General features: G+C 50.3%; 20 protein-coding genes. 7 read left to right on the plus strand and 13 right to left on the minus strand.

What is annotated here, in order from left to right; all coding sequences use genetic code 11:
• The first annotated feature begins 194 nt into the window (after positions 1–194).
• Together CBP31_RS13250 and CBP31_RS13255 are read left to right on the plus strand one after the other, a co-directional pair.
• Complete coding sequence (locus CBP31_RS13250; RefSeq protein WP_087038059.1) at positions 195–2,072, plus strand: putative nucleotidyltransferase substrate binding domain-containing protein; 1,878 nt, start codon at positions 195–197, stop codon at positions 2,070–2,072.
• Positions 2,073–2,078: 6 nt separating this feature from the next.
• The gene (locus tag CBP31_RS13255) at positions 2,079–2,813 is read left to right on the plus strand and encodes a 3'-5' exonuclease (RefSeq protein ID WP_087038061.1); all 735 of its coding nucleotides are present in this window, start codon (positions 2,079–2,081) and stop codon (positions 2,811–2,813) included.
• Between the two features lie 66 nt (positions 2,814–2,879).
• On the opposite strand, the gene CBP31_RS13260 is transcribed toward CBP31_RS13255, so the two are convergent.
• Complete coding sequence (locus tag CBP31_RS13260; RefSeq protein WP_087038063.1) at positions 2,880–3,512, minus strand: DUF2726 domain-containing protein; 633 nt, start codon at positions 3,510–3,512, stop codon at positions 2,880–2,882.
• A 192-nt stretch (positions 3,513–3,704) separates the two neighbouring features.
• On the opposite strand from CBP31_RS13260, the gene CBP31_RS13265 reads away from it, so the two are divergent.
• Genes CBP31_RS13265 through rlmM form a run of 4 tightly spaced genes read left to right on the plus strand, consistent with a single transcriptional unit; the run spans position 3,705 to position 6,781 of the window.
• A complete protein-coding gene (locus CBP31_RS13265) occupies positions 3,705–4,637 on the plus strand; it encodes a transcriptional regulator GcvA (protein WP_087038065.1) in 933 nt (310 codons plus the stop codon).
• Positions 4,638–4,657: 20 nt separating this feature from the next.
• On the plus strand, positions 4,658–5,317 hold the full coding sequence (locus CBP31_RS13270) for an alpha/beta family hydrolase (protein ID WP_087038067.1): 660 nt from the start codon (positions 4,658–4,660) through the stop codon (positions 5,315–5,317).
• On the plus strand, positions 5,307–5,690 hold the full coding sequence (locus CBP31_RS13275) for a DUF423 domain-containing protein (RefSeq protein WP_087038069.1): 384 nt from the start codon (positions 5,307–5,309) through the stop codon (positions 5,688–5,690). Before CBP31_RS13270 ends, CBP31_RS13275 begins: the two co-directional genes overlap by 11 nt.
• On the plus strand, positions 5,690–6,781 hold the full coding sequence (gene rlmM, locus CBP31_RS13280) for a 23S rRNA (cytidine(2498)-2'-O)-methyltransferase RlmM (protein WP_087038071.1): 1,092 nt from the start codon (positions 5,690–5,692) through the stop codon (positions 6,779–6,781). The genes CBP31_RS13275 and rlmM overlap by 1 nt, the downstream gene beginning before the upstream one ends.
• Before the next feature lie 227 nt (positions 6,782–7,008).
• On the opposite strand, the gene CBP31_RS13285 is transcribed toward rlmM, so the two are convergent.
• From CBP31_RS13285 to queF, 7 genes are all read right to left on the minus strand, one after another.
• Positions 7,009–7,338: a hypothetical protein gene (locus CBP31_RS13285; RefSeq protein ID WP_087038073.1), complete on the minus strand. Its 330-nt coding sequence runs from the start codon at positions 7,336–7,338 to the stop codon at positions 7,009–7,011.
• Between the two features lie 544 nt (positions 7,339–7,882).
• Positions 7,883–8,905 carry an isocitrate dehydrogenase gene (locus tag CBP31_RS13295; protein WP_087038077.1) on the minus strand — a complete coding sequence of 341 codons (1,023 nt, stop codon included), beginning with the start codon at positions 8,903–8,905 and terminating at the stop codon, positions 7,883–7,885.
• Positions 8,906–8,972: 67 nt separating this feature from the next.
• A complete protein-coding gene (xni, locus tag CBP31_RS13300; protein WP_087038079.1) occupies positions 8,973–9,773 on the minus strand; it encodes a flap endonuclease Xni in 801 nt (266 codons plus the stop codon).
• A 12-nt stretch (positions 9,774–9,785) separates the two neighbouring features.
• Positions 9,786–11,141 carry a nucleotide 5'-monophosphate nucleosidase PpnN gene (gene ppnN / locus CBP31_RS13305; protein WP_087038081.1) on the minus strand — a complete coding sequence of 452 codons (1,356 nt, stop codon included), beginning with the start codon at positions 11,139–11,141 and terminating at the stop codon, positions 9,786–9,788.
• A 28-nt stretch (positions 11,142–11,169) separates the two neighbouring features.
• The gene (locus tag CBP31_RS13310; protein ID WP_087038084.1) at positions 11,170–12,666 is read right to left on the minus strand and encodes a GGDEF domain-containing protein; all 1,497 of its coding nucleotides are present in this window, start codon (positions 12,664–12,666) and stop codon (positions 11,170–11,172) included.
• Between the two features lie 39 nt (positions 12,667–12,705).
• Positions 12,706–14,961: a tetratricopeptide repeat protein gene (locus CBP31_RS13315; RefSeq protein ID WP_087038086.1), complete on the minus strand. Its 2,256-nt coding sequence runs from the start codon at positions 14,959–14,961 to the stop codon at positions 12,706–12,708.
• A gap of 252 nt (positions 14,962–15,213) precedes the next feature.
• Positions 15,214–16,065, minus strand: coding sequence for an NADPH-dependent 7-cyano-7-deazaguanine reductase QueF (gene queF, locus CBP31_RS13320; protein ID WP_087038088.1), 852 nt, complete (start codon positions 16,063–16,065; stop codon positions 15,214–15,216).
• A 54-nt stretch (positions 16,066–16,119) separates the two neighbouring features.
• Here queF and CBP31_RS13325 point away from each other — a divergent pair, with 54 nt between their 5' ends.
• Positions 16,120–16,650, plus strand: coding sequence for a SecY-interacting protein Syd (locus tag CBP31_RS13325; RefSeq protein ID WP_087038090.1), 531 nt, complete (start codon positions 16,120–16,122; stop codon positions 16,648–16,650).
• Positions 16,651–16,794: 144 nt separating this feature from the next.
• Here the strand turns inward: CBP31_RS13325 and CBP31_RS13330 are convergent, their stop codons facing one another.
• The 5 genes from CBP31_RS13330 to CBP31_RS13350 form a co-directional block, all read right to left on the minus strand.
• A complete protein-coding gene (locus CBP31_RS13330; RefSeq protein ID WP_087038092.1) occupies positions 16,795–17,568 on the minus strand; it encodes a Zn-ribbon-containing protein in 774 nt (257 codons plus the stop codon).
• A 3-nt stretch (positions 17,569–17,571) separates the two neighbouring features.
• Positions 17,572–17,937: a hypothetical protein gene (locus tag CBP31_RS13335; protein WP_087038094.1), complete on the minus strand. Its 366-nt coding sequence runs from the start codon at positions 17,935–17,937 to the stop codon at positions 17,572–17,574.
• Positions 17,938–17,952: 15 nt separating this feature from the next.
• A complete protein-coding gene (locus tag CBP31_RS13340) occupies positions 17,953–18,183 on the minus strand; it encodes a DUF2789 domain-containing protein (protein WP_456093782.1) in 231 nt (76 codons plus the stop codon).
• Between the two features lie 65 nt (positions 18,184–18,248).
• A complete protein-coding gene (locus CBP31_RS13345; RefSeq protein WP_087038096.1) occupies positions 18,249–18,551 on the minus strand; it encodes a DUF3301 domain-containing protein in 303 nt (100 codons plus the stop codon).
• Positions 18,548–19,582: a DUF3549 family protein gene (locus CBP31_RS13350; protein ID WP_087038098.1), complete on the minus strand. Its 1,035-nt coding sequence runs from the start codon at positions 19,580–19,582 to the stop codon at positions 18,548–18,550. Before CBP31_RS13350 ends, CBP31_RS13345 begins: the two co-directional genes overlap by 4 nt.
• Positions 19,583–19,597 lie beyond the last annotated feature (15 nt).

Raw genomic sequence — 19,597 nt, forward strand, 5'->3', positions numbered from 1 at the left:
ATAAAGATTAAAATCGAAAGAGATTATTAATGGTAAGTGCCAAACACCCAACCATCAAAGGCTGAGCGTTTACCAATAAATTTATCATCTTTTGTCGCAAGTGAACTGTGTCCGTGCGTTCTGTGTTCTTCCGTTGCGAAATAGGGTTAATTTTTAGGGTCGTGTCGTTCACTCTTTATAAGGCGAGTCGTGCTATGCAGGCTGAGCAGCTGGAAATTTTAAGTTTTATTCGGCGTTTTCCACCATTTAATAGCTTGGACGATGAGGTGTTGAGCACCATTGCCGAGCAGATAGAAATAGCCTATTACCGTGCCGGTACCATTATCTTGAATTATGGAGATTTGGTGCAGGACTTGTATTTGATCCGCAGTGGCGCCGTCGAAATGCACAGACGCAGTGGAGAGCTGCATAACCGATTGAGTGTCGGCAATCTGTTTGGGCAGATGGGCTTGTTGATGAATAACAAGGTGCGCATGTCTGCCACTGCACTCGAAGATACTTTGGTGTATTGCCTGCCGGAGAGCCTGTTTAATGCACTTTATGATGCGCACGAGTCTTTTGCTGATTATGTGGAAGTAGAAGACACGGCACGCTTGCGCCAAGCGGTGTCCCGCCAAGGCGGCGGTGATGAATTACTGACCTCCACGGTGGGTGAGTTAATTGCGCGTGAGCCGGTCACCATAGCGGTGTCGGCCACGGTATTAGCGGCGGCACAAAAAATGACGACAGAAGACGTGTCTTCAATTTTAGTGTTGTCGGAGCAAGATAATAACCAAGAAGGACAGTCGAGCGTAGTCGGCATTTTAACGGATAACGACTTACGCGCACGGGTGCTGGCCGAAGGCTTGCCAACGGATACCGGCGTGGCACAAGTGATGTCGCAAGATTTAGTGGCTCTAGAAAGTGGCCAGTTCGTATTTGAAGCCATGCTGCTGATGCTGCGCCATAACCTGCATCATTTGCCCATCTTGCATAAAGGTAAACCGGTGGGCGTAATTGCGCTGTCGGATGTGATGCGTCACGAGTCCCGTAACAATCTGTTTGTGGTGCGCCATATTTTTAAGGCGCAAAATATCGACGAGTTGGCGGCGATTGCAGATGATGTGAAAGCCTGTTTTGTACGCATGGTGAGCGAAGACGCTAACTCACAAATGATCGGCACCGCCATGGCGGGCATTGGGCGCAGTTTTAAGCAACGCTTATTGGAGCTGGCCGAATACGAACTGGGGCCGCCGCCGGTACCCTATTGTTTTTTAGCACTGGGCTCTATGGCACGCGATGAGCAACTGATTGTGACCGATCAAGATAATGCGCTGATCCTTGATAATCATTATGACGCCGCCTTGCATGGCGACTATTTTGCGACGCTGGCCAAACGGGTGTGCGATGGTTTGGCTGCCTGCGGTTATAGCTATTGCACCGGCGATATTATGGCCACTAATGTGCAGTGGCAAAAAACGCGCCTGCAATGGGAGCATTGTTTTAGCGACTGGATAGTCAATCCCAATGCGCAATCTTTGCTGAACAGTTCGATCTTTTTTGATTTGGACGGTGTCTATGGCAAAACCGAGTGGGCAGATCAACTCAACGGTTTAATTTCCCGCCTTGCCCAGCGCAGCCCGCGATTTTTAGCCAGCATGGCGCGTAATGCGCTGGGACGCACACCGCCGCTAGGATTCTTTAAAGAGTTTGTGATGGAGCAAGACGGTAAACACAATAACTCCATTAACTTAAAGCGCCGCGGCACCGCACCCCTCGCGGATTTAATTCGCGTGCATGCATTGGCGGTTGGCTCCCAAGCGCACAACTCCTTTGAGCGATTGAATGATGTGATTGAGTCGGGTTTGTTACCTAAAGGCCGAGGCCCAGACTTGCGTGATGCGATGGAGTTTATTGCCACTGTGCGTATTCGCCATCAGGCGCTAGATTTGGAGGCGGGTAATGAGCCGGATAATAATATTGAGCCCGATAACTTATCGGACTTTGAGCGGCGTAATCTTAAGGACGCCTTTCAAATTCTCAGTAATGCGCAAAAGTTCATGAAGTTTCGTTATCAGCCTAACCGGAGCTAAGCCGCGATGTTTTATTTGCGTCCAACAGAAATACAGCACTCTTATCAAGTGCCGCCTTGGCCAGAGCTGTTTAGTGAGTTAGCGCGCAGTGCCCGAGATTATCGGCTGGAGCGCTTTTATCGTGCGGGTGCGGTGAGTGGCGACACCCCACTGAGCGAGGTCCCTTTTGTAGCCATGGACTTTGAAACCACCGGCTTAAATGTGAAAAAGGACGCCATTGTCAGCATCGGGCTGGTGCCTTTTACCTTGCAGCGCATTCGTTGGCATCAGGCCAAGCACTGGATTGTGAACCCTCATAAACCCATGGCCGAAGAAGCGGTGGTGATCCACGGCATCACCCATTCTGAAATCCAAACCGCGCCAGACTTATTATTGGTGCTGGATGAATTATTAACAGCCCTCGCAGGGGCCGTAGTGGTGGTACATCATAAACAGATAGAGCGCAGTTTTTTGGCCAGTGCCTTACAGGCGAGATTAACCGAGGGAATTGAGTTTCCGGTGGTGGACACCATGGAGCTGGAAGCCTTGATACATCGCGCCAAGCCGCTGGGGCTGTGGGCACGGCTGCGTGGCCAGAAGCCAGCGTCGATTCGTTTAAGCGACAGTCGTAGCCGCTATCACTTGCCTTTTTATCAACCTCATCATGCGCTTACTGATGCCTTGGCCACCGCTGAGTTACTGCAAGCGCAAATTGCCCACCATTATCAGCCAGACACCGCCATTGGCGATATTTGGGGATAAACCATAGCACTAAGCGCCCAGCTAAATAAAAAACCGATATCTTTTTAGCTTGGCGCGAATTTGAGATTAGAGCTTTATTTGTGGTTCGTCTTCGGCGTCTGGATCCGACATATCATCAAAGTTTAATACCGGCTCCACGCGGGATTGGCCAAGCCTACTATTGCTGGATACCGTTACTGGGCTGGGTGCCTTGCAGGCCGTTAAAATATCGTCGCGCAAGCTGCTCGCACTGGGCCAAGCTTTCGGTGAAATATCGATAATGGGCAACCCCGTTGCTTGCAGTGCTTGCCATAATTGCTGCTGCTTGCGCTGGTCAGCTTTGCTCAAGCTGTCGTCAGCCAAGACGATGGCGACTCTAATCTTCAAGTCTTGGGGTGAGCACAACACAAAATCTACTGTTTCTCCGTACAGCTGCTGCCAAGCCTGCTCGCGCTGCGCTTTTTTGAGCGTGGGGTTTAGGGCAATAAATTCCGCCAAGCTCACCGAGACAAACACCCGCAGCTGATTGCCGATGGCATCATCAATTAAACGCAAAGCTTCGGTGGCTTCAGGGCTAAAGAGCAGCTTTTGTTGATAGGGCTGCTGTTGGGGGCCGCGCCAGATGCGCTTCAATACCGCCATTAATACCAGCAATGACACTACCGCTACCGCAATAAAAATGAGCCAGTCGAGCATAGAAACGGGGGGGATCTTGATCATGGAGCGCCTGAATAAAAAGAGGGATACCGCATGGCTCAGTGTACCAGAGGCGGGTGTTGAATATGAATACTTAGCCGCGGCTTAATCGCGTTAAGCTACTGCACTAAAAGATAGCAGATTAGCGCCGCTAGACTGGCTTGTGCTGGCGGTGGCACTTATAATCGCGCCATTCGTACTGTTGATGAGGGCGCCATGTCTCGACGTCTGCCCCCGCTCAATGCGCTAAGGGCATTTGAAGCTGCCGCAAGGCTGCTGAGTTTTACCCGTGCTGCCGAAGAATTGTTTGTTACCCAAGCGGCGGTGAGTCATCAAATTAAGGCTTTAGAAGCCTATTTGGGCGTGAAACTGTTTTATCGGCGAAACCGCTGCTTGCTGCTGACGGAGGCCGGACAACGCTACTTTCTGGACATTAAAGATATCTTTACCGGTATTCATGATGCCACCGAGCGGCTGTTGGCGGTGAGCGCCAAGGGCAGCTTAACCGTTTGCTTGCAGCCCAGCTTTGCCATCCAGTGGTTGGTACCACGCTTAGCCTTGTTTAATGCCGAGCATCCAGATATTGATGTGCGCATTAAGGCGGTGGACTTAAATGAAGGCTCACTGGTTGATGATGTGGATGTGGCGATTTACTACGGGCAAGGACATTGGCCGGGCTTAAGTGCGGTGCAGCTGCACAATGAATATTTAATTCCGGTGTGTGCCCCCAGTTTGTTACAGGGCACAAAGCCACTGACTAAGTTAAGCGACTTGGCGGCTCATACCTTATTGCATGATGGCTCACGGGCGGATTGGCAAGCTTGGTATAAACAAACCGGCTTGGTGGCGGCTAACGTGCATCAAGGCTCTATCTTTAGTCATTCGTCTATGGTGTTGCAAGCGGCCATTCATGGTCAAGGCGTGGCTTTAGGGCACAGTGTTTTAGCCGAGCCTGAGTTGGCAGCGGGGCGCTTAGTGTGTCCGTTTGAGCAAGTCTTGCTATCGAACAAGGCGTATTATGTGGTGTGCCAAGCGTCGGAAGCAGGCTTAACCAAGATCGCCGCCTTTCGCGATTGGATGTTGGCTTTGGTAGAGAAAGAACAACAAACCAAAGCTGGCTTGATAAGCGAAAGTGCGCTCGGCAGCTAACAACGAGAATGATGTCAGTGATGAACAAGGTAATAATTAATGGCGCTGATAACGCGCCCAATCGGGTGCTTTTGGCCCACGGCGCCGGTGCCGGCATGGAGCATGCAGTGATGGCCTGCCTAGCAACGGGCTTGGCAGATGAGCAGATTCAAGTGATCCGCTTTGAGTTCCCTTTTATGCAAAAGACACGACAGGATGGTCGCCGACGGCCACCGGATCGCGCGCCGGCCTTATTGGCTTGTTGGCAAGAGATGGCGACCCAGTTTGCCCACCCACGATTATTTTTGGCGGGCAAATCCCTCGGTGGGCGCATGGCGTCGCTTGTGGTTGATAAATTAAGTGGGGATGAATTAAGGGCGAATGAATTAGCAGCGGATGCGCCCGCAGCCAAGGGACTGATCCTCTTGGGGTTCCCGTTTACGCCCCCGAACAAGCCTGAACAATTTCGCGGAGAACATTTGGCGAACTTAATGACGCCCACTTTATTGGTGCAGGGCGAGCGGGATAATTTTGGTAATAAAGCGGCGGTGCAAGGTTATGATCTGTCACCACAAATACACACCATGTGGGTAACAGACGGCGACCATAGCTTTAGCCCGCGCAAAGCCTCGGGCACCAATTTAGACCAAAATTTATCCGCCATCGTCGCCGCCATGAGGAGTTTTATTCTTGAGCGCTAAATTTGGATTTTATGTAGCGGCACTGCTTTGCTTCACCGCCACTGGGCTGGGTGCCTACGGTGCCCATGGCTTGGCGGCCAGCGGGGCGGCACCTCACTTGGTGAGCGCCTTTAATACGGCGGTGCAATATCAGTTTTTGCATGGATTGGCGCTGTTATTTTTAGTGTTAGCACTGCGCGTAAAAATCGTAAAACCCCTGCAATGGGCGCTGGTTTTCTTTACACTAGGCACGTTTTTATTTAGTGGCAGTATTTATGCTTTGGTGCTGCTCGGTACCAAAGGGATTGGCTTTGTTACGCCACTGGGTGGCGTATGTTTTATGGCGGGATGGTTAAGCGTGTTGCTGGCCGGTCGCACTTGGTTGAGGTCTTGATGAAACAGTTATTAATATATTGTCGCCCTGGGTTTGAGAAAGAGGCGGCAGCGGAAATTCAGGACAAGGCAGGAGAATTTGGCTGCCCCGGCTTTGCCCGCACCAAGGACGACAGTGGCTTTGTAATTTATGAATGCTTTGGCCCCGACGACGCAGATTTAATGGCGCGCAAGTTATTGTATCGCGAGCTGATCTTCGCCCGCCAAATGTTGGTAGTGCATGCCGAAGTCAAAGATTTACCGCTGGACGATCGCATTTCGCCTTTGCTAGAAGCGGCCGAGGGCATGGAGCTGTGCGGTGATATTCGCGTAGAAACCCCCGACACCAATGATGGCAAAGAATTGTCTAAATTTTGCCGTAAATTTACCGTGCCGATGCGCCAAGCCTTGCGCGGAAAAGGGTTATTGACCCGCAAAGAGATGAACAATCGCCCGGTATTGCACCTGTTTTTTCTGGCCAATAATCATGCGTTGTTGGGGTATTCCTACTCCTTTAATAACTCGCCGTTTCACATGGGTATCCCGCGCTTGCGCTTTGCCTCTGACTCGCCGAGTCGCTCTAGCTTAAAGCTGGAAGAAGCCTTTCATGTGTTTATTCCACGCCACGAGTGGGAGTTGCGCTTAACCTCGGGCATGCGAGCCGTAGACTTATGTGCCGCACCCGGCGGTTGGACCCACCAGTTGGTCTCTCGGGATATGATGGTGACTGCTATCGACCATAACCCTATGGATGCCAAGCTGATGGACACGGGGCAGGTGAAGCACTATAAAGATGACGCCTTTAGCTGGCGCCCAGCGCGCCTAAATACCTACTGGTTAGTCAGTGATATGGTGGAAAAACCAGCACGAGTGGTGTCCATTATGGCCGCCTGGTTAGTGGAAGAAAACTGCCAAGAAGCGATCTTTAACCTTAAGTTACCGATGAAAAAACGCTATGCAGAAGCCGTGCACAACTTAGATCAGCTTAAAGCTAAGTTAGCAGCGCTGGGCGGTTTTCATGTGCAAGCCAAGCAGCTATACCACGACCGCGAAGAAATTACCGTGCACGTGTATCGCCCCTTTAAAGTGGCAAAATTAATACCGAAAGAATAAAAAGAGTGAAGGGTGAAGTGCAAAGGGTGAAGTGAAAAATCCAGTGCTAAGTACCCAAAGCTCAGCGCCCAGCTAACACATAAAAGCACCGAGTCTGTAATAGGCTCGGTGCTTTTTTTGTGAGGCTTATTTTTCCTATTTCCCCTTTAAATGACGTTTTACTACGCAAAACCAGCGGACTAAAGTGGTATCTACAAGGTTCGTTTTTTGTTGGTTTTCCTCACACCTTAGTATCGATACGTTAAATCTAGGCGAGACTCGTCATCGGTAATTTTTACATCAAACTCCAGTTGGGTGCTGATGGCGGTGGGACGAAAGTTGAGTTTAATGCCATCCCCTCTTAAATGCAGTGAGGTTTGCAGGCCGGCGCGCTCGATATTAAAACGAGGCCTGAATTTATTGAACGAAAACCCCAATGAACTTTGGGAGGTGAGCTGGAAGCTAGGATAAACACTGAGTCGTTGATTGCCCTCATTAACTGGCCCGCTGGGTATTAGCTCCACATGAACTTGATAACGTTTTGGGATTAAGGCAAATAAATCAGTGTTACTCGCCATTATGTTCTGCGGGGTAAATGACAATAAAGTGAGCCCCGTTAAGTTTAGGGAAGATAAGTTAAGGGCTACAGGGTTAACGGCCGATAAGTTAACCGCCGGTGCGCTCACCGGTGGCTGTGTCTTAACTACAGCCAATGACGGAGCTGGCGCCATAGTAGGGATAAGTCGAGCGGGAGGTACGGGTAGGGTGTTGAGATTAGGTGAGCGGCGGGAGGAGTATTCCTCAAAGGCGAGACAGGGAGCCATAAACATAAAGAGTGGCAGGAAAAATAGTAGCTGCTGCCGTGCGAGTCGACCGTCCATAGTCTTACCTCTCTATCATTAGCTGTACCGAATAATCACCAACCTTTTCGTCGCCAATCATTAACCTTAGTCTGTAGTCACTAACTATAGTCGCCAAGCACTAAGAGTAAGTAAATATTTTGCTTGTTTTTTAAGCACAAAAAAGGGCCGACTGGCCCTTTATATGCATAGGTTTTTGCGTGAGTCTTTAATTCTTGCCTCACGCCTCACGCCTCACGCCTCACGCCTCACGCCTCACCGCTTACAGATTGGCAATAATGGCCTGAGTAAATTCGGTGGTGCTGGCGTTGCCACCTAAGTCGCGCGTGACGGTGGTGCCATCTTTGATGGTTTTGCGCATGGCGCTACGAATTAGCTCCGCCTTATCTTGCATACCTTTATCTTGCTGACCAAGGTGCTCAAGCATTTGTATGGCGGCTAAAATCACCGAGCAAGGGTTAGCAATATTTTGGCCAGCAATGTCCGGTGCTGAGCCGTGTACCGCCTCAAAAATAGCCACTTCTTTACCTATGTTGGCACCCGGAGCCATGCCCAAGCCGCCAATGAGGCCTGCGCACAGATCGGAGATAATATCGCCAAACAAGTTGGTGGTGACGATAATATCGAAGCGCTCGGGGTACATGACCAAGTTCATGCACACCGCATCCACGATCATCTCGTTGGTTTCTATTTGTGGGTAGCGTAAAGCCACCTCGCGGGCCACCTCTAAAAACAGGCCGGAGGTGGATTTTAAGATATTGGCCTTGTGCACAATGGTGACTTTTTTACGGCCTTCTTTTACTGCCAACTGATAGGCAAATTCAGTGATGCGCTCGGCCCCTTCGCGGGTCACGATACTCATGGCCTCGGCACTGTTGTTATCACTGGCGCGGGTTTGGCCGGCACCGGAATACATGCCTTCGGTATTTTCGCGAATCGTAATAATATCGACATTATCGAAGCGGCTTTTTGTGCCCTCAAACGACACCACAGGGCGCAGGTTGGCGTAAAGATTAAAGTGCTTGCGCAACGACACATTGATGGAGGTAAAGCCGCCAGCAATGGGGGTGGTGAGCGGGCCTTTGAGAGCAATTTTATTGTTGGCGATTAAGTCTAGGGTGCGCTGGGGCAGCAGTTCGCCGTGTTTTTCTAGCGCCATTAAGCCAGCGTCGGCGTAGTCATAGTGAAAATTACAGCCTGCTGCGTCTAAAATGCGAATGGCGGCCTCAACAATACTGGGGCCGATGCCATCACCGGGGATCACGGTAATACTGCGTTGAGTCATGAATTAGGTTCCGTCAGTTGAATACATTCAAGCGCTAGGTTATAGCAGGTAACGGAGGGAGCGGCTATCAGCCCTTGGTCGAACTGTGATGGCGTAGATCTTGTAAATTAAAACCCAGCTCTATGTCATCGACCAGCTTCACTAATTGTCGGGCAAGCAGCGCCTGCTGTTGATGTTTAAGCACGGTGCTGTGTTCTTTATTAAGCGCCGCATTTTTATCTTCACTTGGCAGCTCGGCGAGTAATTGATCCAAACTGTGCCAGCGAGTTAACAGCGCATGGGCGCGTTTTGGGCCTACGCTAGGCACGCCTTTGATGGCACTACCAGACACGCCGGTGAGCGCCCAGTAATCCACCAGTTGTGCAATGCTCAAGTCAAACTGTTGTTCCGCCAAGGGGGCGGTGAGGGCTTGCTGTTTGAAATGATCCCACAGCTGAATATGGGGATTAAGCAGTTGGCAGAACCCTTTATCGGTGGAGACGATAACGCTGGGTTTACCGTGGCGGCTGAGGGTGCGCGCCAAGGTGGCAATCAAGTCGTCCGCTTCATCGGTGTCGGATAATAACGCATCAATACCCAGTGCCCATAAATCTTGCTGTAATTGGCCTAAGTAGCCGGCTAAGGGGGCGGGCATGGGTTTGCGATTGGCTTTATAATCTGGATACAGGTGATGGCGAAAACCCTGAGGCGCGCCATCAAACACTGCCACCACGTGGCTGGGCTGAAACTGGCGCAATAAGCGGGTGGCCGCATGGGTCAGCGCCGCGCTGGTGGCGGCCAGCGCGGCGTCGCTATCTTGATGTTGCTGCTCCTGTACCGCATAGAGGCGGCGGATCAGATTGAGCGCATCCAGGATCAATAACTGCATAACGGCTAAAAATTAACGGTTAATGCGATAGCAAGGTACATAAGTGCTGCCTGGCAGTTTCATGCGTTGTTGCTCGACAAATTGCTGTAGCAGCTTGTCCATCATCAGCATCATTTCTGGCTCGCCGTTGAGCAAGAAGGGACCGTGCTCTTCGATGGCCTTAATGCCACCTTCCTTCACGTTACCCGCGACTATGCCTGAAAAGGCACGGCGCAAGTTGGCGGCCAATTGCTGGGGCGGCTGATCGCGATTGAGGTTAAGACTGGCCATGTTTGCATGATCCGGCACAAACGGCAGTTGAAACTCTGGCGGTATATGCAACGACCAGTTAAAGGAATAGGCGTCGCCCACCGTCTTGCGATAATCGCGTACCAGTGGCATGGCGTTTTTCACGCGGCGTGCGACTTCGGCAGGATCGTCGATGATGATTTGATAGAGCGCCTGCGCATCGGGGCCCAAGGTGCTGCCAATAAACTCATCCATACTGCGAAAGTAATCGGCACTTTCTTTCGGGCCGGTCAAAATAATCGGCATCGGCTGATTGCGGTTTTCTGGGTGCATCATAATACCCAAAATATACAAAATCTCTTCCGCCGTTCCCACGCCACCTGGGAACACGATAATGCCGTGGCCCATGCGCACGAAAGCCTCAAGGCGCTTTTCAATATCGGGTAATATCACCAGCTCGTTCACGATGGGGTTTGGCGGCTCGGCGGCAATAATAGAGGGTTCGGTAAGGCCAATATAACGGCTGCCGCTCACTCTTTGCTTAGCATGGCCCACCGCCGCCCCTTTCATGGGGCCTTCCATGGCGCCTGGGCCACAGCCGGTACAAATGTTCATTTCTCGCAGACCCAGCTCATTACCCACTTCGCGGGTGTACTGGTATTCAATGGCAGAAATAGAGTGACCGCCCCAGCACACGGCTAAATTAGGCTCTAAACCGGGGTGCACCGCATTGGCGTTACGGAGAATAGAAAACACCAAGTCCGTTAAATGCTGGGGAGAGGTGAGGTTGTGTTCGTCTTCATGCTGCAGCTTGCTGTTGACATAAATAATGTCGCGCAGTACCGAGAATAAATGATCTTGAATACCGCGAATAATTTCGCCGTCCACAAAAGCATGCACAGGAGGATTAAACAGCTCAAGCTTAACGCCGCGCTCACGGCGGATCACGTTAATATCAAACGAGGTATAGCGGTCCAAAATTTCTTTTGAATTGTCGGTTTGACTACCGGAGTTTAAGACCGCCAGCGCACAGTTACGAAACAACTGATACAGATTACCGCGTGCCGACTGCTTAAGGTGGTCCACTTCAATTTGGGACAGCAAGTTCATGCTGCCGACTGGATTTATATGGGTGATCATAATCACTCCCTTGAATTTTGTTATTAGGTCAGTCCATGACTATCTGATCACGGCCCGCGTGTTTAGCACGATATAAGGCCTGATCGGCGCGCTCTAAGGCGGAATGAATACTGTCGCCCTGTTTAAAGAGGGTGGCGCCTAAGGAAATAGTGATAGTAACGGGCTCTTCTTTAAAGCGAAATGGAATATTTTTCACTTGCTCGCGCAATTTTTGTAACGGCTTTTCGAGGTTGTCTTGGCTAACGTTATTTAATAGCACCACGAATTCCTCGCCGCCAAAGCGGGCCACAAAATCGCTCTCGCGCAATGATTTTTGTAAGGTCTTGGCAATCAGACGCAGCGCTTTATCGCCAGCAAGATGACCATATTTATCATTAATATCCTTGAAGTAATCGATATCCAGCATGGCAATACACAAAGGTTTATCATCACGCAGCCATTGTCGATATTCTACTTCGAGCCGTTGATCCATGCCGGCTCGGTTATAAATCTTCGTTAAACCGTCCACAAAGAGCTTATCATTTTGTGTGCTAAGTTGTTGCTGGAAATGACCGGCTTCTTGCTTAAGATCACTAATTTGTTGTTCCATTTCCACCATGCGCTGCAGCAAGGTCTGTTCACGCTCGTGCAGGCGCTCATTTTGCACCAAAATATGATTAATGCTGCGCATACGCACGGCAATATCGGCCTTAAGCTGTTCATTATCTTGACTAAATAAATGCTCGCCTATGGCTCTTAGCTCACCGGCAATATGCTGGCCATGATGGGCGCGCGCGTCACATAACGATTGCTCTTCACTGAGAGTGATGGCCGCATACTGATGAGCCGCGTCAAGATCTGTGTGGATCTTGGTCAAAAACTGCTTGGTATTTTTACGCTCAAAGCGCAGCCCTTCAATGGTCAAGTCAATTAAGCGCAAACACAGGCTTGCCAGCTCTTCAGGGGCGAGGGGTTGCAGCAGTTGACTGCGAATTTTAGTGAGCTCTATGGCTACCGGTCCTGAAAAGTGCAGCTCTTCGACCAGCTGTTGTAAGCGCGAACTTAATTGATGCTGTTGCGCCTCACATTGTTGCTTTTTGCTAAGCAGGCTATCGAGTGCTTGCTGATAATAATCGAGCAACTGCCACAGTTGGCCTTGATGACTGGCTTCGCCATTACTTAACAGGGTGAGGAGCTCGGCAGAGTCTGCCGGGTTGGCATCTGATTGCTGCAATAAGCTGGCGGCTAAGCGTAGCTTTTGGCTGCCCAGTTGTTGCAAACGGGCGAGCTTGTCATGACTGTTTTGCAGACGTAATAATTGCAACTCCAGCTCGGCTGCCAACTGAGGAGAGGTGGCGGCGGAAGGCGTGGCGCCAGACTTACCATTAAACAATTTTTGCCATTGGCTGACTAAGCTTAAAGCCGCGGCCTTGGTTTGCTCATCCGGATCTATCGCGGGCTGGCTTAAGCCGCTTAACACGCTTTCTAGCCGAGTAATCACGGAAGTCAGTTCTTGCAACATCAGTTTATCGTCGAGGTTATTCATTTAATACCATCGCAGCCTGATGCAGGCGCCCTATAAAAATTAAATGGTCTTTGCCAGTTCAGGGGCTAAAGCTTGCCAGTCTATGTGGTGCTTTTTATGTGAACAATTTACCTTCACTAAACCCTTGAGAATAGCTTGAATGCAACAATGGCGAATATCACCATTAAAAAAGGCGGCTTGCTGGCAATCCAGTGCCAACAATTCAACCCAAGCTTTATCACCGGTTTCTTTACTAATTTCATGCGCCGCCGCCATGGCCAGATATAAAATATCACCCATGCGCATATCATCCAGCGCATGAGGGGCTTTTGGCAAGAAAGGATGACCAATAATGCCGATGGCTAAGCGCCTATCTAAGTCAAAGGTAGACGGAAACTCGTCAAACATGCGCTCTAGGCTGGTGAGTGTCTGCTGCAATGAGCTAACTTGGCGCTGAGAAATTACATAAATAAACTGGCCTTCACGCAAGTCATACAGCCGCGCCGCAGGGTGAATACGCCCTTGCAGATATTCACCTAGCTGTTGTTGCAGCGTGCTTGCGGCCATCAGCCCTAAGCGCTCACTTAAGTTAACCATAAAAGGCACATGCAGCAACAAGTAGTAAGTTTTGTCGCTAAACGGCAGCGCTTGCTCTTCATTTAAATACCATTGCTCAGAGCGCAGCTGACTCTTGGCTAACTCTTTGGGCAACCTCAGCATAAGCTGGCGCCAATTCGGCAAGCCGGTTCTTGACTCCAATAATAAGGAGTGGCTTAAGACCTGATTTTGCTCAAACAAGTGTCGACGACGAATTCTATGATGCCAGAGTGCGTACAACAATAACGGCACACTCAGCACTAACACGGCGGTTAATAAGGCATAACGTTGGTTGTCTTGTTTTAACTGGGCGCCTTGCTGGCGTAAGGTGGCTAGTTCTCGCTCTTGCTGCAGTTGCTGTTCATTGTCTTGTACCAAGCTTTGGGTGAGTAAGCGATTAAGCTGACTGGCACGGGCAAAGTAGTCGTGATAAGCCTTATGATGCATTAACGCCTGGCTGGGGTTATTGCTGTATTCAAACAGGAGTGCTAATAAACGGTGACTCTCAATCAGGCGCGGCACATCGTTAAGGCCATTCGCTAAACGCAGCGCCTGCTCAAGCTGCAATAACGCCAAGCCGCTTTCTTGCTGTGCCACATACAATTGCCCTAATTGATGCAAGGCATCTATTTGCTGAGGCTGGTTATTATTGCGCTCAAAGTTGATACGGGCTTGAGTCAAGTAATGCAGCGCCTCCGCCTCGTTGCCCAGTACCCGATAGCTGTGACCAATTTCTAAATACAATTGGGCGATTTGGTCGTTGTTGGCCAAGATTTTAGCTAAATCCAGTGCATTAAAAAAGTAGACCAAAGACAGGCTGGCATCTTGATTGCTGGTGCGGGTTACCTTACCTAAGTTAATCAAAGAGCTGATCAATAGGCTGGGATTACCCAATAGCTCAAACTCACTGGTGGCCAGATTTGCAAAATGAATCGCTTGTTCATTTTCCCCTAAGGCGGCATTAATGGCGGCGGCTTTTTCTGCGGCCATCGCTTTTAAATAATATTGCTGGCGCTTACCCAACAGACTGAGGGTTTCGGCGTAGTGAGAGAGGGCTAATTCGTCTTGGTGTAAAAACCGATAGTAATCCGCCAGTAAATAATTGGCCCATGCTTGTTGGGTATACAGATTTTCTTCTTGTGCTTGCAGGCGAATATGTTCAAACGCCGAGCGGGCCTCTTCTACTTGGTGCTGGTAGAAGAGGCTGCTGGCTTGGAGCAAGGGGAGGGCTTGTTGTAAGGCACTGTTACTGTGTGTATCAAGTAAGGTTTGTGCTTTATCCAGCAGCGCCTTCGCCTGTTTAGCATCTTGGCGTGCTAATAAAAATTTCGCTTTGATCATTAAACTGGCCGCTTCGCTGTCGGCCTGATGATAGAGCTTCGCCAATTTAACGGCCTGATTAATGCTGGTATTAGCTGGGCCCATTAAGCCGGCATTAGCTTGGCACAAGGCTTGAGTTTGCCATGCGGTAAGGCTTTGTTCCCGTGAGCGATATTGCTTGGCCATGGTTTGTTGGTCAAAGTCTTGACGAGAGTTAACCAACTTGGCGGGATCCATTTCTTTACGCTGTAAAAAGACTTGGGTCATGGCCACGCATTCGGCGGGGCGGCTCAGCATAAGTTGCTGGGCCCGTTGTAGTTCAACAGACTCAGTTTGGTGTGGCGCCAGTACAGGGGCACCCGCCAAATGGGAAACCAACACGGCAACAGACAAAATCACAATTACATATTCCGTACAGCTAGCGGATAGGCGGCGAGTTTAGCATAAGTGCAGACCGAATGAAGTCCGAAGACGCAGCACGCCTTGCGTTATGCGTCTTACGTTACACGCCGTACATTACACCTAAGCCGTCATTGATGGCGGCCAATGTTAGGGCCCGTCTCTGAGATAAAGAGCACTTGGAGCCAGTTTAGTTTTTTGTTTTTCATTGGCCCCTAAGGTCAACAGACCCTAAACATTACCGCAACGCGGCTATTGGCGTTGTAAGCGCACATTGGCGGCTTTGCCGGCTACGTTACTGCGATAAGGATTGATGTCGAGTCCGCCACGGCGGGTGTAGCGGGCATAAACGGTGAGCTCTTTCGTCTTGGCATGCTGTAATAAGTCCATAAAAATACGCTCCACGCATTGTTCATGAAACTCATTATGTTGGCGAAACGAGACCAAATAGCGCAATAAGGCTTCGCGATTGATACGCGGCCCTTGATAGCGGATCATTACACTGCCCCAGTCCGGCTGGCCGGTGACCAAACAATTAGACTTCAGCAGGTGTGAATGCAGGGTTTCGCTGACCCATTCGTCGTCGGTGATATTTTGTAATAGCTCAGGATGGGGCTGATAGTGCTGTACGTCTATATCTAGCTGATCGATGCAATCGCCGGATAAGATGCCAAATTGGCTGGGCGCATTTTGCAGCTCATACAGGTTTACCTTGACCGCTGCTTGAGCGCATAAGCTTAAGTCCCGAGTTAACACTTCCTCTACTTCTTCAATATTATCGAAAGCGGTTTGGTTGAAGCTATTCAAGTACAGCTTAAAGGACTTTGACTCGATAAGATTAAGGCTAGTGATGGGCACGCGCACCTCACCCATGGCCACCACAGGTTTACCTTTGCGATTCAGCCAAGATAATTCATACAAGTTCCACAAGTCTTCACCGGCAAAGGGCAGCGTCTCTGAGGTTAAACCTAAGTCATCGCGATTTAAGCTACGGGGCACCCCTTGTAATTGGCTGGCGTCATACTCGCTGACATAACTGCTTTGTTTACCAAGCGCCAATGCGTCTAATGCATGGCTTGATTGATATTTTTGCTCGGGTGTCATTTCAATATCCAGTAGGTAGAATAAGAGGATCTGCCCTTATTGTGAGACTTTAGTATGCAAGATCAAGTGGTGAACGCGCTCGGTGAGGTATTTGCTCGCCAACGAAGGGTGGGCGGTATTCCCTTGGTGGTGCACGATGCAGATTTCCCCTCCCCAGCAGAACTCTTGCCCGCTCTTGCCGGACAGGTAGGCTGGCAGGCATGGCGAAAGCCTGAGCCTAGCTCATTTTCAAACTTAGCCGATGCTTTAGAAATAGCGGTACATCCGGATGTAAGCGCATTTTTTGGCCACTATTATGCGGGCAATATAGAGGGCTGTTTTAAAGGTTTGTTTTTAACTTTGTTGCAGCCGTGGAATGAAGCCGACTTTGAGCGGTTGCAGCAAAATCAAATTGCTCATCATTTGATGATGAAAAAACTTAAATTAGCCCCTAGCTGGTTTTTAGCCAGTTGCCGTGATGAGCAAAAATTGGTGACTTTAAACAATGCCACCGGCGAAGTGCAATTAGAGCGCCTAGGCAAAGGTGTGATCGGCGTGCTGGCCCCAAATCTAGCGACGTTTTTACGCCAAGTAGAGGTGTGTTGATATAACAGCGCCCGGCGCCAAGCACCAAGCTAAACCCAAAACCGTGCCGAAGTCCTCTTCACTGAAGAGACGAGGCACACTACAAGATCTTTGGGCAGCCTAGAAATCGCACTGTCTTTACGTAAAGCGCTAAACGCTTTGCGTTTAGTCTTTAAAATCCCAGGATAGATTAGAGATCAAGCGACAGGGTTCGCATTTGAAATCAAACACCTCATGCAGCGGCTCGCTTAACCGCCAAGGCTGGCCACAGCTGGGGCAGGGGCGCGCTTGCTCGGCGCTTAAGCTGTCGCCGCCCACGCGATACAGGTAATAAAAAGTAGGGATCGCGGTTAAGGACTCTATGTGCTTAGCAAGCTTTCTGCCGCGCTGGCTGATCCGAGACTCTGGCTCGCTAATTTCGCTTACCGCCGCGTGCTCTAAAATAGAGCCGTTCATTTGCAGTTGGTCGCAGGCTTCCCAGTCTTCTTGCCATTTTAATACTTGCTTAAAGTCGCCATTGGCCACCGCCGGTATCTGGTACAAGGGCACGGGGGCTAGGTGTTCGCCACAGCGCAGGGGTGAACAAGAATGTAAATAAGTGGTGTAGAGCAACTGCCAAGGACGGGCGCTGCAGGCATCCGTGGTGTCTGAGTTGAGATCTTGGCCTTTTAGCGTCACTTTAGGGCTGGTGAGACCAACATGATGCAAGTTAGAGATGGCTAATGCTACTTGGCGGCTGTGATAGCGAGCATGCAGGCTGTCTTGCTCGGGGCACACCACCCGCGCGGTGAGGCCGTCGGCGTGCATGGCGGTAGGAAACTCTCGGCCAACAATCTGGCCGTTATAGCGCAGCGCATCAATAAATTGGCGAATGGCGGGCTCTGCCTCGGCCAGTTGGGTTTCTTGATAACAATCAAAGTGCAGTTCACATACCCACATCAGTTAGTCCTTTACCGCAGTATTTAAGTTGGCCATTAACCCTGTTTCGCCATCTACAGTGGCCAGTAATAATTCTTCTAAACGCGCCAGTCTGAGCGCCTGTTCGGCAACTGTGTGCTCGAGTGTTGCCAAGCGAGCGCTCAAGTGCCCATGGCTATCATGCTTATTTGGGGTTGAAGTATTCACGCTGGCCGTCAAATTTGCTAAGGGCGGTAAGCTCTGAGGGTCTTGCTTATAACGGCTTACCAGCGCTAACAGCTCACTTAAAGGCACGGGCGTGGTGAGCCGTGCTCGCACTGCCGCCGTGGTCAATGCCTTGCCCTCGGCGGCGAGTTGCTGCATGGCCGTGAGTATTTGCTGTTGTGACATGAACGGGATTAACCTTTATCTAAGACTGACATTGAGTTGGTCTATTACTTCTGCCCAGTCTGAGTCTGATTGCCAGCCTTCTTTTAAGAAATTAGCTTGAGCTGGACTCCAAAAAGGGGCGTTAGCTAACTCCAACTCAGCGGGCAGGGTGTGACTGGCAATAAACTGCTCAATGCCGTCATGGCTGGCATCTAAGCCTAATTGCTCAAACAGTTCACTCAAGGGATGATTAATAGATTCCATCATAAAATCTCCTTAATTTGCTACTCGTTAAGTTGAAAGTAGGGTTGCGTGCGCCTCACGCCTCACGCTTAAAGCATAGGTGAATCAGGCTCGCGTAAAATGGGCAATTCCACATTGAGCACGGTAAGGCGATGCAGCCATAACTTGCCTTCGTTATGTTGCAGACCATCATGGCTAAACTCAAAGCGAAACTGGGTGAGTATGCGACCTTTCTGCCAGACGAATCGATAGCGATACACACTCAATAATTGAAAGCTTTGTCCTCGACAATAACGCGCTAACCAAGCTTGCGCAAACTCGCTTTGGCGTCTTAGCTGCCAATAGCCGGCGCCGAGCAAGATTAACGCGACTAAACCAATTAACTCTGTCATGCATCCGCCGTATATAACGCACCCAGCGCGTCTTTTAGGGCTGGTGCTAATGTCGCATTGTGCAAGTTGCTTAAGATTAACGGCCGCAGCGCAGGCATTGATACCAATTCGCTAAACACGCCATTAAATAAGTCCCCGTGTCGCTCGGCCAGCTGGCTTAAATACTGCAGCAATAGTGTTTCATCGGTGAGCTCTTGCCAAAGCCGCGCCACTAAACACAGCATTAAGGCTTGGCTGGGGGCCAAGCTGAGTAGGGTGGCGATTTTTTGCTGGCGAGCTACAAATGCGGGGCTGGCGGCCGTGGCGCGTAACAATAATGCGATGCGCTCATCATCGGGCGTGTGGCGCTCTAGCTCGTGGTTGACCGCGTCTAGCAGTAAGTGATTGATATTGTCGGGCAGCGGCTGATGCTCACACTGCTGGCAAAGTGCGGTTTGTACGGGTACGGGCAATTGCGGCCATTGGCGCGCCAACAGCTGACTGAGAGATACGTCTTGCTGCAAGCGCGCGGCCACTTCTGCTAAACCTTGCAAGCCCAACTGCTGCCAGTCGTGTTGTTCGGGCGTCGCCAAAAAATCGAGCGTACCTTGATAAAAGTGGGACGGGGCTGTGTTTAGCGCTAAGCCTAAGCGGGCATGAAACGCGGCCAGCTTTTCTTGAGACGGCGCAAAGGTAAAAGGCGTTTGTGCCAGTTTTTGCTGTTGCTCATCGCTTAAAGGCGCGGTTAAGTCTTGACCTAACTGCTCCACTAAGGCGGCTAAAAAGTACTTTACCGCGCCATTATTAAATAAGCCGCGCTCATCGAGCGGCAACTTTAAAAACCAAATGTAAGGTTGCTCAGGGCTGTGGGTTTGCCAGTAGCACACTGCCAACCAAGCGTGACGCTGCAATGGCCAAGGATAAGGGCGCTGCTGGGCTTCAATAGCCAGAAAATCCGCAGGCTCAATGGCCTGTAAACGCCGGCCCAGATCGAAAAGGCGAAACTCGGTGCCTGCCTGGGTTAAAAATTCACTCAAGGTATTTATTTGCATCGGTTTCTCCTGTTG

The sequence above is a fragment of the Oceanisphaera profunda genome (assembly GCF_002157895.1).
Taxonomy (GTDB): Bacteria; Pseudomonadota; Gammaproteobacteria; order Enterobacterales; family Aeromonadaceae; genus Oceanimonas; species Oceanimonas profunda.

Coding starts and splice junctions, on each gene's coding strand:
- CBP31_RS13330 (WP_087038092.1), bottom strand. CDS start 17,568: ATGTGGGTATGTGAACTGCACTTTGATTGTTATCAAGAAACCCAACTG.
- rlmM (WP_087038071.1), top strand. CDS start 5,690: ATGAAACAGTTATTAATATATTGTCGCCCTGGGTTTGAGAAAGAGGCG.
- CBP31_RS13335 (WP_087038094.1), bottom strand. CDS start 17,937: ATGTCACAACAGCAAATACTCACGGCCATGCAGCAACTCGCCGCCGAG.
- CBP31_RS13260 (WP_087038063.1), bottom strand. CDS start 3,512: ATGATCAAGATCCCCCCCGTTTCTATGCTCGACTGGCTCATTTTTATT.
- CBP31_RS13270 (WP_087038067.1), top strand. CDS start 4,658: ATGAACAAGGTAATAATTAATGGCGCTGATAACGCGCCCAATCGGGTG.
- CBP31_RS13310 (WP_087038084.1), bottom strand. CDS start 12,666: ATGAATAACCTCGACGATAAACTGATGTTGCAAGAACTGACTTCCGTG.
- CBP31_RS13350 (WP_087038098.1), bottom strand. CDS start 19,582: ATGCAAATAAATACCTTGAGTGAATTTTTAACCCAGGCAGGCACCGAG.
- CBP31_RS13250 (WP_087038059.1), top strand. CDS start 195: ATGCAGGCTGAGCAGCTGGAAATTTTAAGTTTTATTCGGCGTTTTCCA.
- queF (WP_087038088.1), bottom strand. CDS start 16,065: ATGACACCCGAGCAAAAATATCAATCAAGCCATGCATTAGACGCATTG.
- CBP31_RS13345 (WP_087038096.1), bottom strand. CDS start 18,551: ATGACAGAGTTAATTGGTTTAGTCGCGTTAATCTTGCTCGGCGCCGGC.
- CBP31_RS13285 (WP_087038073.1), bottom strand. CDS start 7,338: ATGGCGAGTAACACTGATTTATTTGCCTTAATCCCAAAACGTTATCAA.
- CBP31_RS13325 (WP_087038090.1), top strand. CDS start 16,120: ATGCAAGATCAAGTGGTGAACGCGCTCGGTGAGGTATTTGCTCGCCAA.
- CBP31_RS13340 (WP_456093782.1), bottom strand. CDS start 18,183: ATGATGGAATCTATTAATCATCCCTTGAGTGAACTGTTTGAGCAATTA.
- xni (WP_087038079.1), bottom strand. CDS start 9,773: ATGCAGTTATTGATCCTGGATGCGCTCAATCTGATCCGCCGCCTCTAT.
- CBP31_RS13255 (WP_087038061.1), top strand. CDS start 2,079: ATGTTTTATTTGCGTCCAACAGAAATACAGCACTCTTATCAAGTGCCG.
- CBP31_RS13265 (WP_087038065.1), top strand. CDS start 3,705: ATGTCTCGACGTCTGCCCCCGCTCAATGCGCTAAGGGCATTTGAAGCT.
- ppnN (WP_087038081.1), bottom strand. CDS start 11,141: ATGATCACCCATATAAATCCAGTCGGCAGCATGAACTTGCTGTCCCAA.
- CBP31_RS13295 (WP_087038077.1), bottom strand. CDS start 8,905: ATGACTCAACGCAGTATTACCGTGATCCCCGGTGATGGCATCGGCCCC.